Source organism: Streptomyces sp. NBC_01669 (assembly GCF_026339735.1).
In the GTDB taxonomy this organism is placed as follows: Bacteria; Actinomycetota; Actinomycetes; order Streptomycetales; family Streptomycetaceae; genus Streptomyces; species Streptomyces yanii.
On record NZ_JAPEQG010000001.1, the window covers coordinates 7,065,286 to 7,080,241 of the forward strand.

Here is a 14,956-nt window from a genome sequence, read left to right on the forward strand (position 1 = left end):
GGTCAATCCCGGCTGATCGGTGGCACATGGGTCTGCCTGGCCCGACGGGTGACCGGTTCGACAGCAGGTCGACAAATCATGAAATCGGGGAACGTGGAAGTGGCTGAAACTTGTCGATACCTTGAGTGAACCGGCGATCGGTTCTCACCGTCATGACAGGTGGAGCCCGCAGCAGATCGGTCGAACCGGGGGACACGGCGAGTCATGCACATTTCGTTTCTGCTCCACAACGCCTACGGGGTCGGGGGCACCATCCGCACGACGTTCAACCTTGCCGGGCAACTGGCCGAGCACCATGACATCGAGATCGTGTCGGTCTTCCGTCACCGCGACGCCCCCGCGCTGGGCGCCCCGGCCGGCGTACGGATGAGTCACCTCGTCGACCTGCGCAAGAAGAGCCCGACGTACGACGGCGACGCGATCGAGCACACCAGGCCCGCCGCCGTCTTCGCCCGCGGCGACAGCCGGTACCGGCAGTACAGCCGGCTCACCGACGCACGGGTGGCGGACCATCTGCGCTCCCTGGAGGCGGATGTCGTCGTCGGCACCCGCCCCGGGCTCAATGTCCAGATCACCCGGCAGGCCCGACGCGGTCCGGTCCGGATCGGGCAGGAGCACCTCACCCTCGACAGCCACAGCTACCGGCTGCGCCGTGAGATCGGCCACCGCTACACGCTGCTCGACGCGATCACGACCGTCACCGAGGCCGACGCACGCGCCTACCGGACCGGGCTGCGGCTGCCCGGCGTACGTATCGAGTCCATCCCCAACGGGGTGCCCGAGCCCGTGGTCGCCCCCGCCGACTGCGACAGCAAGTGGGTGATCGCGGCGGGGCGGCTGCACAAGGTGAAGCGGTACGACGTGCTGGTCCGCGCGTTCGCCGATGTGGTGGCCGTCCGCCCCGACTGGCGTCTTCGCATCTACGGCGGCGGCGACGCGACCGGCGACGAACGGCAGGCACTGCACACGCTCATCGGTCAACTGGGCCTGCACAACCATGTGTTCCTGATGGGCTCGGTCAACCCGCTGGAGGCCGAGTGGCCCAAGGGAGCGATCGCCGCGGTCACCTCGGACCGGGAGTCCTTCGGCATGACGATCGTCGAGGCGATGCGCTGCGGCCTGCCGGTCGTCGCCACCGACTGCCCGCACGGCCCCCGCGAGATCATCGACGACGGCACCGACGGACGGCTGGTGCCGGTCGGGGACGCGGCCGCGGTCGCGGACGCCGTGCTCGGCCTGATCGACGACGACGGAACACGGCACCGGATGGGACGGGCCGCCCGCGCCGCATCGCGACGCTTCGACCCTGCGCTGATCGCCGAACGCCACGAAGGGCTCTACACCGAACTCATCAGGCGCGGCGGGCGCCACCACTCGCACAGCGCCCTGCGCACCGGCGTGCACAGGGCCCGCGGCGCGGTGCTGGACGGCATGTACGCGCTGCGCCACAAGGCCGGCGATGCGCTCCGCAAGGGGAGGGCCGCGTGACTGTGCCCGCGCTGCGGCCGACACCGCCCGCCGAATCCACTGCCGGCCGCGTCGCCGACTGCATCGCCGACGCCGACGGCCGGATCACCTTCGATCTCCTCCGGGATCGCCGGGAGGGAGGGGCACCGGGGGCCGTCCTGCTCCTGCGCCTGCGCGGTACGAAAGGGAGGAGCGACCGGGTGGCCGAGGACGTGCGGCTGCCCCTGAGCCCGGACGGTGACGGGCGGCTGCGCGCCGTGCTGCCGGGCACGGCGGAGCTTGCCGAGGGCCGCTGGGACGCTTGGGTGCAGCAGCCGGGCACGGACGGCGAGACAGCTGTCGAACCCGGCATCAGGGATCTGCGGGCCCTGGTCGACCGCACGCCCGACCCCGGCGGCACAGTCGGCGGGGTCGTGGTCCGCATCCCGTACCCGACCGCCGACGGCCGGCTCGCCGTGCGCTGCTGGGTTCGCGCGCCGCACGCGGAGGCCGGGCCGATCACCTTCGGTCCGGCCGCGATGACCGTCGACGGGACGCTGTACGGGGCGGAGCTCGGCGACGACGCGTGCGTGGAGGCGCGGCCGGCCGGCCATCCCGAGCGGAGCTGCCGGGCGCCCGTGACCGGCAGGGACGGGAGTTTCTCCTTCAGCCTCCCGTACGACCTGCCGACCGCCGGACCGGTGACCGCGCCGCAGCTGTGGGAACTGTGGCTGCTCCCCGGCGGGCCGAGCGGGAGCGGTACCGGCGGGATCCGGATCTCGCGCATCCTCGACGACATCTGGGACCGCAAGAAGATCTTCGTCTACCCGCCTCGAGCCACCACGGGGGACGTCCTCGCCGCCCCCTGCTACTCAGCCGACAACGACCTCTGTCTACGGCTGGAACCGGTCCAACGGCACGACTGACGCGGATCGAGGTCAGCAGCTGTCCTCGACCGCTGGCAGACTCGCCCCATGTTGGAGACCTCGGCACGACTGCTGCGCCTGCTCTCACTCCTGCAGGCCCACCGGGACTGGTCCGGAGCCGATCTCGCCGAACGGCTCGGCGTCACCCCCAGGACCGTCCGGCGGGACGTCGACAAACTGCGCGAGCTCGGCTATCCGGTCAACGCCAGCCCCGGCACCGGCGGCGGCTATCAGCTCGGCGCGGGGGCCGAGCTGCCGCCGTTGCTCCTGGACGACGAGGAAGCGGTCGCGGTGGCGGTCGGGTTGCGTACCGCGGCCGGTCACGGCGTCGAGGGCATCGGGGAGACCTCCGTACGCGCACTCGCCAAACTCGAGCAGGTCCTGCCGAACCGGCTCCGCCGCCGGGTCGGCGCCCTGAGCGCCTTCACCGTGCCCATGATGCGCGGACCCGGCGCCTCCACCGTCGACCCGGGCGTCCTCACCGAGCTGGCCGGGGCCTGTCGGGACAGCGAGCGGCTGCGCTTCGCGTACCGGTCCCACGATGGCTCCGTATCGCGCCGGACCGTCGAACCGCACCGGCTGGTGTGCACCGAGCGCCGCTGGTACCTGGTCGCCTGGGACCTGGAGCGCGCGGACTGGCGCACCTTCCGGGCGGACCGGATCACCCCCACACCGCCGCACGGTCCCCGCTTCGTTCCGCGTCGCCCGCCCGCCGAGGACCTGGCCGCCTATGTCTCGGAGGGCGTCTCCACCACTGCGTACGCGACGCATGCGGTGATCCGGCTGAAGGTGCCGGTCGAACTGGCCGCCGAGCGCATCTCGCCGTCCTCCGGAGTGCTGGAGGCGATCGACGCGGACAGCTGCCTGCTGCGCACCGGTGCGGCGAGCCTCGACGTCCTGGTGATCCACGTGATGCTCATGGGCTTCGACTTCGAGGTTGTCGAACCGCAGGAGCTCACCGAAGCCATCAGGGCGGCCCGGGACCGGCTCTCCCGGGCACTCGGCTGAAGGCAGCCGCGGACTTTCGACCGACCGCTCGCCCGGTGTGTCCGGCCGGTCAGGGCGGGCTTGTGTCCGGTATACGGGCGGATGCAGGCGGCGGTCCGGGTCCGATGGTGTGGATATCCCGACCAGAAGATAAGGCTGCCATAAGGAAGCATGAATTCTCGGTGGCGGGTCCGTTTTAGAACGTCTTACGGGAAGTGAATTCCGACCATCGGGTATGTCATATTTCCTCGGGTTTTCCGAGCCGTTTGGTGATCGTTTAAAAGTGCGCGTGATTACTGTGCGTCGGCCTGAGAACCGCACGTTCGAGTGAAGCAGTTCGAGGGAAACGGCTGTCGTGATCCTGTGACACAAGCGTGACCGGTGGCGTACGTGAGGATGCGGTGCCGGGTGCCTGCGCCCGGCTTCCGTACTCGTCCGGGGCCGCCTACGGTGAGTGGCATGGCACCTATCCCGACCCCTCCCGCCCAGCCCGATGACACGCCCGGCGCGTATGTCGGCCTCGCCGCAGAAGCCGCCGAGCGAAGGGCCCGTGCCCGCGGCTGGCGTACTGTCAGGGCTCTGCCGCCGGGGGCGATCATCACCATGGAGTACCGGTCCGGGCGGATCAACTTCGAGGTCGACAACGCCGTGGTGACCCGCTGCTGGGTCGGCTGAGACCTCCGTCATGAGCAAGGCCCCGACCGAGGTCGGGGCCTTGACTGTGCGGGGGGAGGCTGTGCGTACCGTCCCCGCATGGGGGTGCGGTCCGTCAGCCGCCGGCCACCGGGCGGGCCGGGCTCGTGCCGCCTCGCGGCGATCGGTCCGCGTGCGGCGGGCGCCGGCTGCCGGCCGGGGTGACCGGCGTCCGCTCCGAGCGCACCACGTGCGGCGTGTGGGCCCGCTGCCGGGTCCCCGCCGCCGGAGCGGAAGGTGCCGAGGCGGCCGGACGAACGCCTGTGGCGACCGGTTCGAGCACCGGGCTCCCGCCCACGCCGTCACCACTGTCCGGTTGCGGCAGCAGCACGGTCTGGGGCGCACCGGCCGCGACGGGCACCGGGATCCGGCGACGCGCACGCAACTGCTCGCGCACTGCGAAGATCCAGTCCTCGGTACGGGTGATCAACGGCTCGACCCACGGCAGGCCCAGCAGGATCAGCAGCCCCGCGGCCCAGCCGAGCAGCACATCGCTCAGCCAGTGCGTACCGAGATAGACGGTCGTGAGCCCGACCCCGAGCGAGACCACCGCCGATACGGCCGACAGGTAACGCCTGGCCCGCGGCGTAGTGGCCAGGTAGGCGAGGATTCCCCAGGTCACCACGGCGTTGGCGGTGTGTCCGGACGGAAATATATCGCCGCCGGCGAAGAGCTCCGCGGAGCCGATCTGGGTCGCGTAGTGCGGGCCGAGCCGGCCCAGGCCGAGCTTGACGGCGCCCACGGTCAGGTTGAGCAGCAGCAGCGAGGCGCCCAGGGTCAGCAGGGGGCGCAGGGTGTGCTGCCGCCAGGAGCGCCAGCCGAGCCAGCAGGCGACCATCACAGCCGTCGGGCCTCGCTGGCCGAGCACGACGTAGTAGTCGAGGAAGGCATGGATTCCGGGCCACTGCTGGTAGGGCCGGAAGAGCATGACCTTCCAGTCCAGGGTCACCAGCCCGGAGCCGATCAGCACGGCAACGACGATGGCGAGATAGAACGCCAACGTCCCGCCGAAGAGAGCGATGCGGTGACGGCTCATCCGCGGTGGCTCTATCTTCGGCGGTTCCGGCTCCCGGTCCAGCCGGGCAAAGATGTCGGTACGCACCCAATCGACGTTACAGCGAGTGAGTGCCTGATCCGGTCGTTCGGGCCGCTTTGTGATGACGATGTGATGTGGACTATGTCTCAGTCCGGTCAATATTTCGGACCCGTCAGTGAATCCCGGTGGCCTCGTGCTCCATTTCTTCCGCGCTTATTTCGGAAGAGTGTTTGAGTATCTCCGAATAAATGGCGAGCGGTGCAGGTATCCATTTCTCCGGCCGCGATGGGCGGGTGGACGGACGGTGCCCGGCCGGTCACGGAACGGGCACACGCCGATGCCGGGGCCGGTCCGGCGCGGAGCCGGCAGGGGGTCCGGCGTGGCGTACGCCACACCTCGCGACCTGTCAGGGTATGAGATCGACCACGTGTGGTCACGTCGAACTCGCGTACGCTGACGGATCACTCGCCCGTCGATGCCGGGCCTGGAGGGGCAGTGCACGCTGCTTCCCCGGTTGGCCTGCCGAGCGCGAGGGACCTTTGGGAGGTACATGCATGTCCGGGACGACCACAGCCCGATTCCGCCTGCGCGCAGCCGCCGACGGTGCCAATCGATGGGTCGTCCTGGTCGTCCTCTGCCTCAGTCTGTTGCTCGTGGCGCTCGACGCGACGGTGCTCCACGTCGCCGTCCCCGCCGTCACCGAGGATCTGCGGCCCAGCGCCGTCGGTCTGCTGTGGATCGTGGACGCCTATCCACTGGTCTGCGCCTCGCTGCTGATCCTCTTCGGCACCCTCGGTGACCGGGTCGGCCGCCGCCGCATCCTGCTGCTCGGCTACGCGCTCTTCGGCGTAGCCTCCGCGATCGCCGCGATGGCGGACAGCCCCGGCGTACTGATAGCGGCGCGCGCCCTGCTGGGCGTCGGCGGCGCGATGATCATGCCCGCGACGCTCTCCATCCTTCGCCAGGTCTTCCCCGACCGGCGCGAGCGAGCCGTCGCCATCGGGGTATGGACCGCGGTCGCCGCCGTCGGCGCGGCCACCGGACCGGTCATCGGTGGCTTCCTCGTGGAGCACTTCTGGTGGGGCTCGGTCTTTCTGATCAACATCCCGCTGATGGCGCTGATCCTGCCGGTCGGCCGGCTGCTGCTGCCCGAATCGCGGGGCAGCGACGACGGCCCCTGGGATGTGCTCGGCGCGCTGATGGCAGCGGCCGGAGTGCTCGGGGTGGTCCTCGGTGTGAAGCGCGCGGGCACCGGTGAGGGCGTCTTCGGCCCCGCCACCCTCGTACCGCTGCTGCTCGGGGCGGCGCTGCTCGTCGCGTTCGTCCGTCGGCAGAAACGCCGTACGCATCCACTGATCGACATCGCGATGTTCGCGCAGCCCACGTTCTCCACCGCGGTCGGCTGCATCGTCCTCGCCATGCTGGCCCTGGTCGGTCTGGAACTGATCGCCGTCCAGTATCTGCAGCTGGTCCTGGGCCTCAGCCCGCTGGAGACCGGCCTGCGGCTGCTGCCGCTCACCTTCGCCGCGATGGCCGCGGGTGCGACCGGCTCGTACACCCTGCGCCGGGTCGGACCGCGCCGGATGGTCGGCTGGGGCTTCGTGCTCACCGCCGCCTCGGTGCTGATCCTGACCCTGATGGGGCAGCACGACCGGCCCGCCCTGCTGACCGTGGCGTTCGTCGTGCTCGGCTTCGGGCTCCAGTCCACGCTCTTCGGGGCGTACGAATCGATGCTCAGCGAGGCCCCGGCCGACCGGGCGGGTGGCGCGGCGGCCATCGGCGAAACCTCGTACCAGCTGGGTGCGGGCATGGGGATCGCCCTGCTGGGCAGCGTCATGAACGCCGCCTACACGCCCGGGCTGGCCAAGCTCTCGGGAGCGGGGGTCCCCGCCGAGGCGTCCGCCGCCGCCTCCCACTCACTGGGCGAGGCGTATCAGGTCGCCTCGCAGCTGGGCGGTCCGCTGGGCGGGGTGCTGCGGAGCACGGCCCGGCATGCCTTCATCAACGGGCTGCATGTCACGCTGCTGGTCAGTGCGGGTCTGCTGCTGCTGGGCGCGCTCGCCGCGCTGCGACTGCCACGGGTGATGGAGTGCCCGCCGGTGGAGATCTGCGAACCCCGCGAGGCCGCCGAGGCGGCCGTGGCCGTGGAGTCGCGAGGGCCCCGAGCGTTCCCCGCTCCCCAGGGCGCCCCGGTCCAGGGCCTGCCGAAAGGGCCCCTTTCGGTGCCCGCCCGGCGGCAACCCGCCGAGGCCACCGGCTCTGGACGCGCGGCACACTGAGCCGTAACGTCAGCACGACGCCATAACTAACACTGCTAGTTTTAGTATCGTGCGAGCCGCCGGAGGCACCCTCATGTCCACCCCATCTCCCGCGAAGCCGTCGAAGCTCCCGCCCTTCGACCCCGGCGACCCGATCGGCATCGACGATCTGCTCGACCCCGAGGACCTCGCGATCCGCTCCACCGTCCGCGCCTGGGCCGCCGACCGGATCCTGCCGCACATTGCCGAGTGGTACGAGAACGGCGAGCTGCCCGGCATCCGTGAGCTAGCCCGTGAACTCGGCTCGATCGGCGCCCTCGGCATGTCCCTGCAGGGATACGGCTGCGCGGGCGCCACCGCCGTCCAGTACGGACTGGCCTGCCTGGAGCTCGAAGCGGCGGACTCCGGGATCCGCTCGCTCGTCTCCGTGCAGGGCTCTCTCGCCATGTACGCCATTCACCGCTTCGGCTCCGAGGAGCAGAAGCAGCAGTGGTTGCCGGGCATGGCGGCCGGCGAGATCATCGGCTGCTTCGGACTCACCGAGCCGGATCACGGCTCCGACCCGGCCGGGATGCGGATGCACGCCAAGCGCCTCGGAGGGGGCACCTCCCGCTCGGGCGGAGCCGGGAGCGGGGGAGACTGGGTGCTCAACGGCCGCAAGATGTGGATCACCAACGGCTCGGTGGCCGGGGTCGCCGTCGTCTGGGCGCAGACCGACGAGGGCAGCGGCGGCAGCGGCATCCGCGGCTTCGTCGTGCCGACGGACACCCCCGGCTTCTCCGCGCCCGAGATCAAGCACAAGTGGTCCCTGCGTGCCTCGGTCACCAGCGAGCTGGTCCTCGACGAGGTACGGCTGCCCGCCGACGCCGTACTCCCCGGGGTCACCGGCCTGCGCGGACCGCTCAGCTGTCTCAGTCATGCCCGCTACGGCATCGTCTGGGGGGCCATGGGCGCGGCGCGGTCCAGCTTCGAGGCGGCGGTCGACTACGCGAAGAACCGGGAACAGTTCGGCAAGCCGATCGGTGGTTTCCAGCTCACTCAGGCCAAGCTCGCGGACATGGCCGTCGAACTGCACAAGGGCATCCTGCTCGCCCACCATCTGGGCCGTCGGCTGGACGCGGGCAGGCTCCGCCCGGAACAGGTCAGTTTCGGAAAGCTCAACAATGTGCGGGAGGCCATCGAGATCTGCCGCACCTCGCGCACGATCCTCGGCGCCAACGGGATCTCGCTCGAATACCCGGTGATGCGGCATGCGACGAATCTGGAGTCGGTGCTCACGTACGAGGGCACCGTGGAGATGCACCAGCTGGTGCTGGGCAAGGCGCTCACCGGCCTGGACGCATTCCGGTAGAACGGGGGACGCCGGCCGGACCGATCCGGCGAGCGCCCTGCTCAGCTCTGGTTGAAGAAGCCGTCGGCCGGCCGGCCGGCGGCTTCGCCGTTGAGCACCCGGGTGTCGGCCGGGGTCAGCAGGAAGACCCGGGTGGCCACGCGGTCGATCGAACCGCGCAGTCCGAAGATCAGCCCCGCGGCGAAGTCCACGACACGCTTCGCATCGGCAGGGTCCATGGCCGTGAGGTTGATGATCACCGGGACGCCGTCCCGGAAGAGCTCGCCGATGGCGCGCGCGTCCCGGAAGCTGTCCGGGGTGACCGTGGCGATCCGTCGGCCCGTCTCCTCGGCAGCCTCGGAGACCACCTGCACCCGTGGGTCGGTCACCCAGGCATTGCCGGTCCCGGTCCGTGCACCCTCGGCGTACTCGTCGTCGTCGTAGTAACGCTCGTCGTTGTCCTCTACGAGGCCCAGCCAGGCACTCGCCTTGCGCACCGATCCCATGGACGCCTCCTCTCACCGCGGTTCCTTGGTGTTCCGCATCTCTTTCGTATCCCTATGGTCGACCATGATGCGGATCGTGCGCCAAGTGGATAGTCGGCGCGTAGGCGATTCGTGACGCTACTGGTGCAAAAGATGTGGCGATTCGTCAAGGTTCCTCCCGTATTGGACCCCTGGGAAAAGAAAATATGATGCTCCGGCCCGTACGGGTGACATGGGGGACGTACGGGGGAACGGGTCACTCGATACGATGCCCGTCGCGCACCCGCACGAGCGCTGCGCATGGCTGAACGGCTCTCGGGGGATTGTCGTGTTCGGAATAGTCAGGCCCTGCACCCATCGGTTGTCCGAGGGGCTCAGGACCGCGTGGATGGCCCATCTCTGCGGGCTCTGTCTCGCACTCCGCTCGGACCACGGTCAGTTCGCCCGGATCGTCACGAACTACGACGGCCTGATCGTCTCGGTCCTGACGGAGGCTCAGGCGGAGCGCACCACGGGCCGGTGGCGCACCGCGGGTCCCTGCCCGCTGCGCGCCATGCGGACCGCGCCGGTCGCCCGCGGCGAAGGGGCCAGGCTCGCCGCCGCCGTCTCGCTGGTGCTGGCCTCGGCAAAGGTACGGGACCACGTCGCCGACCGGGACGGGCTGTTGAAGCGCCGCCCGGTCGCCGCAGCCGCCCGCCGGGTCGCCGCGGGCTGGGACAGGGCCGGGGCGCGCACCGGTGCACAGTTGGGCTTCGACACCGCGGTCCTCGTCGACGCCGTCGATCGGCAGACCGGCATCGAGCGACTCGCGGGGCTCGGCACCCCGCTGCTGACGGTCACCGAGCCCACCGAGACGGCCACCGCGGCGGCCTTCGCCCACACCGCCGTACTCGCGGGCAAGCCGCAGAACGTCGAGCCGCTCGCCGAGGCCGGCCGGCTCTTCGGGCGGCTGGCCCATCTGCTGGATGCCGTGGAGGACCAGGAAGCTGACGCGGTGTCGGGCGCCTGGAACCCGCTCACCGCCACCGGTACCTCGCGCGCCGAGGCCCGGCGGCTGTGCGACGACGCGCTGAGCGGCGTACGGCTGGCGCTGCGCGACGTCGAATTCACCGACGACAAGCTGGGGCATGTGCTGCTCGTGCATGAACTGCGCCGGTCGGTGGATCGCGCGTTCGCCACGGAGACGTGCTCCCATCAGGCGGATGCGCACCGGGCCGGTGGACACGGCGTCACCGGGGCCTTCGGGCCGCCACCCGGCAATCCGTACGCACCGAACGCCCCCGGCAGCCCGTTCGGCCCGCCGTCGCCCCCGCCGGAGCCGCCGCGCGACCGGCGCGGGCTGATCGCAGGATGTCTGGTGTGGGCGGGACTCGCCTGCACCTGCCAGATGTGCTGCGGGACCTTCGAGGACCCGTGGAGCCGACAGCGCCGCGAGGGTCTGTGCAGCCAATGCGACTGCTGCGATGCCTGCGACTGCTGCAGCAACTGCGCTGACTGCTGCAGCAACTGCGACTGCTGCGACTGCGACTGCGGGTGCGACTGCTGAGCCACGCTTCGGGCGCGGCTCAGCAGCCCCGGGTCACTTGATCTCGGGCGGCGAGATCTGCGAGGTCTCGATCGCCGACGCGCCGATGCCCCACTTCTTCAGGATGCGGTCGTACGTCCCGTCCGCCTTGAGCCCGTTGACCGCTGCCTGAAAAGCGGGCGCCAGCGGAGTGCCCTTCTTGAACGCGAAGCCGACGTCGAGCCGCTTGAACTCGTTGAGGAAGCGCACGCCCTCCTGCTGGCCCACCGCGTAGCGCAACCCGTTGATGGTCGACATCACCACGTCGCTGCGACCCTGCTGGAGCGAGGCCCAGATGGCGCCCGGATCGGAGTAGGTCTTCACGTCGTACGGCTTCTTGCCCGCGTCGGCGCACCGGTGTCTGTTCTCCTCCAGCGTCACTTCGAACGTGGTGCCCGCGGTGGTGCCCACGGTCAGGCCGCAGAGCTGGGTGAGATCGGTGACCTTCGCCAGCTTGCTGTCGTCCCGGACCGCGAAGCCCTGCCCGTCATTGAGGTACGTGACGAAGTCGATCGTCCTGCGCCGCTCGTCGGTGACCCCGAAGTTCCCGGTCCCCAGGTTGTACTTCCCGCTGTCCAGAGCGGGCAGGATCGCCTCGAAGGCGGCTGTCTCGCGCTTCAGCCTGAGCCCCAGCGCCCTGGCAGCGGCGTCCGCGATGTCGATGTCGGTACCGGCCACGGTCTTCCCGTCCGGCAGATAGGTGGCGCCCGGCGGCGAGCCGACGCTGGAGGCGATGGTCAGTGTGCCGGAGGCGCGGACGTCGGCGGGGAGCAGCGCTGCCGCGGCCTGGTTCTTCCTCACCGAGGACACGACGTCCTGCGTGGGGATCTTCCCCGTGGCGGCGGCGGTCCCGGCCGCGCCGGCCGGCGCGGCCGCCGGGTCGTCCGACCCGCATGCGGTGAGAGCAAGGGCGGCAACGGTGATCAGCGCGAAGGCAGCGGTGTGCCGGGTACGGGGCATGAGGTTCTCCGGGTCGTCGACCGTGAACAGGCAGTCGGGCAGCGCGAAAGCACACGCCACGGCAGCACGGCCACGGTCGGGGCGAAGGAAGAGCGGATGGCGTTCGGAACAGCGAACGGCGAAGAGCGATCAGGCGAGGGGAGGGTGCAGCGATGTTGTGTACGCGAAGACACGCAGGGAACAGTGCTCAGGCGCCGGACAGGGCGCGAGGCGCGGAAGCGAGGAACCGCAGGGGGTCAGCTCAACAGGAAGAGGACCACACGCGACCGAAGTCGATGTGGGAGCGCTTGACCAGCCACTGCTGCGAATGCATGGCCCCAGTGGAACAGGCGATCCGTGGCCCGTCAACCGAGGTGAGACGTACGGCTCACAGTGTGGACAAGCTTGACAGCGCGTCATGAACAGCGCTTATCTCAGAGACGGATCGCGCTGAGGGGCCCGGTCCGCGTTGTGTTGTGCGTGAAGGCACGTCCCGTGTTCGATCTCTGCATCCACGGAGCCTTCGCATGTCTGCGCAGACAGATGCATTCCCTCAACCACGTCCGGCCCCGCTCTCGAAGGACCCGGTCCCGCTCTCGAAGGGCAGCGACACGGTCCATGATGCCGAACCGCTGCGGATCGTCCCGGTGCGCCGAACAGGCCAGTGGGCGGCGGCCGTTGCGGTCCTGGTGCTTCTTGCCCTGGCGCTGAGCTCCGTCATCCGCAACGGCGCCTTCCAGTGGGATGTCGTCGGCGACTACTTCACCACCGCATCGGTCCTGCGCGGTCTCGGCCTCACCCTCTGGCTGACGGCGCTCGTCATGGTGCTCGGCTTCGCCCTCGGTACACTGCTGGCCGTACTCAGGCTCTCCACCAACCGTGTTCTCCAGGTGGTCAGTTGGGGCTACGTATGGCTTTTCAGGTCCACCCCGATCCTGGTCCAGCTGCTTTTCTGGTTCAACATCGGAGCGCTCTACCCGCAGATTCTCGGCGTCCGTACGGTCAACCTCCTCGGACCCGTCACGGTCGCCGTCATCGGGCTCACCCTCCATGAGGCCGCCTACGCGGCGGAGGTCGTCCGCGGCGGCATCCTCTCCGTCGAACGCGGACAGATCGAGGCCGCCCAGTCGCTGGGTCTCGGTGCCTGGCGTCGGTTGCGCAGGATCGTGCTGCCGCAGGCGATGCGTTCCATCGTCCCGCCCGCCGGGAACATGCTGATCGGCACCCTCAAGGGCACCTCGATCGTCAGCGTCATCGCCGTGCAGGACCTGCTGTACTCGGTGCAGCTCGTGTACCACCGCACCTACCAGGTCATCCCGTTGCTGCTGGTCGCCACCCTCTGGTACGTGGCCGTCACCTCGCTGCTCAGCATCGGCCAGCACTGCATCGAACGGCACTACGCGCGCGGCACGGCGGGTGCCCGATGAGCGAGCGACCCACCCTCGTCGTCGTCGGCGCCGGACCGCGCGGCACCGGTCTCATCGAGCGCATCGCCGCCAACGCCCCCGAGCTGTACGAGGGCCGGCAGCTCGACATCCATCTCGTCGACCCGCACCCGCCCGGCGGCGGCCGGATCTGGCGGCGCGACCAGTCCCCGCTGCTGTGGATGAACTCCATGGCCGAGGACGTCACCATGTTCACCGACGACACGGTCCAGCAGGAGGGGCCGATACGGCCGGGGCCCGCACTGCACGCCTGGGCGGCGGACGTCCGCGAAGGGCGGGTCACTGTCCGGACTGAACCTGAACTCCTCTCTGAAATACGGGCGTTGGGTGGCCAGAACTTTCCCAGCAGGCGGCTGCAGAGCGCCTATTTGGGCTGGGTGTACGAGCAGGCGGTGTCCACGCTCCCGCAGGGCATCACCGTGCACGAGCACCGCGGCCGCGCCCTGCGCGTCACCGGTCCGCGTGGCGGCCGGCAGCGCGTCTGGCTGCAGGGACGCGACGAACCGCTGACGGCCGACCTCGTCGTGCTCACCATCGGCCACCTCGATGCCGAACCGGCCCCCGAGCACGTCGAACTTGCAAAGTTCGCGGAGCGGCACGGGCTCGTCCACCTGCCGCCCGACTTCACCGCCGACAGTGATCTCTCGGTCCTGCAAGCGGGCGAACCGGTCATCGTCCGGGGCTTCGGGCTCGCCTTCATCGATCTGATGGTGCTCCTCACCGAGGGGCGCGGCGGACGGTACGAGAACGGCGCGTACCTGCCCTCAGGCAAGGAACCCGTGCTGTACGTCGGGTCGCGGCGCGGAGTCCCGTACCACTCGAAGATCGGCTACGGCTGGCAGGGCGAACGTCCGCCGCTGCCGCGCTTCCTCGGCCCGGACCGGACCGAGGAGCTGCTGAGCCGGTCCGAGCCGCTCGACTTCCGGCGCGATGTATGGCCACTTGTCGACAAAGAGCTCGGGTATGCCCACTACCACCGGCTCTTCACCGCCCATGCCGAGCGCACGACGGTCGACTGGCCGGTCTTCGAGGAGAAGTATGCGGCCACCGACCCGGACAGCCCCGAACTGCACGCCCTCGTAGCCGCTGCGGTTCCCGACCCCGCCGACCGGCTCGACCTCGACGCGCTCGACCGCCCCCTGGACAAAGTGCGCTACCCGTCGTACGACGCACTCCAACAAGGACTGCGCGACTACATCACCGCCGACCTCGACCGCCGCCACGACCCCGCCCACAGCGAGGACCTCGCCGTCTTCCTCGGGCTGCTGACCGCCTACGGGCAGTTGATGCGGCTCGGCGACATCGGCAGCTGGTGGCACGGCTTCTTCAGCTACCTCGCATCCGGCCCGCCGGGCCCCCGGCTGCACCAGCTCCTCGCCCTCTCCCGGGCCGGTGTCGTCCGCTTCCTCGGCGCCGGAACGACCGTCGAGGCGGACGAGGAGCGGGGCATCTTCCGGGCCGGCAGCGCCACCGTGCCGGGGGAGTGGATCGAGGCCCGCGCACTCGTCGAGGCCCGGCTGCCGGAGCCGTCCCTGGAACGCACCCGCAGCCCGATCCTTCAGGCGCTGTACGAGGACGGGGCCGCAGCCACCGCCACCGGACTGCTCTCCGTCCACCCTGACGACGGCCGGATCGTGGGCCGTGACGGACGCCCCCACCCCCGTCGTTTCGCCCTCGGTCCTCACACCACCGCACGGGCGAGCGGCGCCTTCACCCGGCCGCGCACCGGCGGCCCGGCGTTCCGGCAGAACGACGCCACCGCCCGCACGGCGCTCACGTTCCTCCGGGACCTGCTCTGCAGCGGCGGCAGTGATCGCCTCAGCGCCTGACCCCGACGCCCTCCCGGC

The 14,956-nt window shown here is 70.2% G+C and carries 12 protein-coding genes; 9 read left to right on the plus strand and 3 right to left on the minus strand.

Going from position 1 to position 14,956, the window contains the following annotated elements; genetic code table 11:
- The first annotated feature begins 204 nt into the window (after positions 1-204).
- The 4 genes from OG972_RS31690 to OG972_RS31705 all read left to right on the plus strand — a co-directional run bounded on the left by OG972_RS31690 (position 205) and on the right by OG972_RS31705 (position 4,034).
- Complete coding sequence (locus OG972_RS31690) at positions 205-1,488, plus strand: glycosyltransferase (RefSeq protein ID WP_266987302.1); 1,284 nt, start codon at positions 205-207, stop codon at positions 1,486-1,488.
- Positions 1,485-2,372 carry a transferase gene (locus OG972_RS31695; protein WP_266987304.1) on the plus strand — a complete coding sequence of 296 codons (888 nt, stop codon included), beginning with the start codon at positions 1,485-1,487 and terminating at the stop codon, positions 2,370-2,372. The genes OG972_RS31690 and OG972_RS31695 overlap by 4 nt, the downstream gene beginning before the upstream one ends.
- Positions 2,373-2,420: 48 nt before the next feature.
- Positions 2,421-3,380 carry a YafY family protein gene (locus OG972_RS31700; RefSeq protein ID WP_266987306.1) on the plus strand — a complete coding sequence of 320 codons (960 nt, stop codon included), beginning with the start codon at positions 2,421-2,423 and terminating at the stop codon, positions 3,378-3,380.
- Between the two features lie 438 nt (positions 3,381-3,818).
- Positions 3,819-4,034: an I78 family peptidase inhibitor gene (locus OG972_RS31705; protein WP_266987308.1), complete on the plus strand. Its 216-nt coding sequence runs from the start codon at positions 3,819-3,821 to the stop codon at positions 4,032-4,034.
- A 94-nt stretch (positions 4,035-4,128) separates the two neighbouring features.
- On the opposite strand, the gene OG972_RS31710 is transcribed toward OG972_RS31705, so the two are convergent.
- Complete coding sequence (locus tag OG972_RS31710; RefSeq protein WP_266987310.1) at positions 4,129-5,154, minus strand: phosphatase PAP2 family protein; 1,026 nt, start codon at positions 5,152-5,154, stop codon at positions 4,129-4,131.
- Between the two features lie 488 nt (positions 5,155-5,642).
- Between OG972_RS31710 and OG972_RS31715 the strand changes: the two genes are divergently transcribed.
- Together OG972_RS31715 and OG972_RS31720 are read left to right on the plus strand one after the other, a co-directional pair.
- Complete coding sequence (locus OG972_RS31715) at positions 5,643-7,367, plus strand: MFS transporter (RefSeq protein ID WP_266987312.1); 1,725 nt, start codon at positions 5,643-5,645, stop codon at positions 7,365-7,367.
- A 73-nt stretch (positions 7,368-7,440) separates the two neighbouring features.
- The gene (locus OG972_RS31720; protein ID WP_266987314.1) at positions 7,441-8,697 is read left to right on the plus strand and encodes an acyl-CoA dehydrogenase family protein; all 1,257 of its coding nucleotides are present in this window, start codon (positions 7,441-7,443) and stop codon (positions 8,695-8,697) included.
- A gap of 41 nt (positions 8,698-8,738) precedes the next feature.
- Here the strand turns inward: OG972_RS31720 and OG972_RS31725 are convergent, their stop codons facing one another.
- Entirely contained in the window at positions 8,739-9,182 is a 444-nt protein-coding gene (locus OG972_RS31725) for a cell division protein SepF (protein ID WP_266987316.1), read from the minus strand.
- Positions 9,183-9,489: 307 nt separating this feature from the next.
- Between OG972_RS31725 and OG972_RS31730 the strand changes: the two genes are divergently transcribed.
- Positions 9,490-10,707, plus strand: a complete 1,218-nt coding sequence (locus tag OG972_RS31730) for a DUF5685 family protein (RefSeq protein WP_266987318.1) — start codon at positions 9,490-9,492, stop codon at positions 10,705-10,707.
- A gap of 33 nt (positions 10,708-10,740) precedes the next feature.
- Here OG972_RS31730 and OG972_RS31735 read toward each other — a convergent pair whose 3' ends face one another.
- Positions 10,741-11,685, minus strand: a complete 945-nt coding sequence (locus OG972_RS31735) for an ABC transporter substrate-binding protein (RefSeq protein WP_266990843.1) — start codon at positions 11,683-11,685, stop codon at positions 10,741-10,743.
- Positions 11,686-12,191: 506 nt separating this feature from the next.
- Here OG972_RS31735 and OG972_RS31740 point away from each other — a divergent pair.
- Positions 12,192-13,091, plus strand: coding sequence for an amino acid ABC transporter permease (locus OG972_RS31740; protein ID WP_266987320.1), 900 nt, complete (start codon positions 12,192-12,194; stop codon positions 13,089-13,091).
- Positions 13,088-14,938: an FAD/NAD(P)-binding domain-containing protein gene (locus tag OG972_RS31745; RefSeq protein ID WP_266987322.1), complete on the plus strand. Its 1,851-nt coding sequence runs from the start codon at positions 13,088-13,090 to the stop codon at positions 14,936-14,938. Before OG972_RS31740 ends, OG972_RS31745 begins: the two co-directional genes overlap by 4 nt.
- Positions 14,939-14,956 lie beyond the last annotated feature (18 nt).

Excerpts from the sequence above, each read along its gene's own strand:
- OG972_RS31690 (WP_266987302.1), top strand. The coding sequence starts at position 205 with ATGCACATTTCGTTTCTGCTCCACAACGCCTACGGGGTCGGGGGCACC.
- OG972_RS31705 (WP_266987308.1), top strand. The coding sequence starts at position 3,819 with ATGGCACCTATCCCGACCCCTCCCGCCCAGCCCGATGACACGCCCGGC.
- OG972_RS31735 (WP_266990843.1), bottom strand. The coding sequence starts at position 11,685 with ATGCCCCGTACCCGGCACACCGCTGCCTTCGCGCTGATCACCGTTGCC.
- OG972_RS31745 (WP_266987322.1), top strand. The coding sequence starts at position 13,088 with ATGAGCGAGCGACCCACCCTCGTCGTCGTCGGCGCCGGACCGCGCGGC.
- OG972_RS31700 (WP_266987306.1), top strand. The coding sequence starts at position 2,421 with ATGTTGGAGACCTCGGCACGACTGCTGCGCCTGCTCTCACTCCTGCAG.
- OG972_RS31725 (WP_266987316.1), bottom strand. The coding sequence starts at position 9,182 with ATGGGATCGGTGCGCAAGGCGAGTGCCTGGCTGGGCCTCGTAGAGGAC.
- OG972_RS31740 (WP_266987320.1), top strand. The coding sequence starts at position 12,192 with ATGTCTGCGCAGACAGATGCATTCCCTCAACCACGTCCGGCCCCGCTC.
- OG972_RS31715 (WP_266987312.1), top strand. The coding sequence starts at position 5,643 with ATGTCCGGGACGACCACAGCCCGATTCCGCCTGCGCGCAGCCGCCGAC.
- OG972_RS31720 (WP_266987314.1), top strand. The coding sequence starts at position 7,441 with ATGTCCACCCCATCTCCCGCGAAGCCGTCGAAGCTCCCGCCCTTCGAC.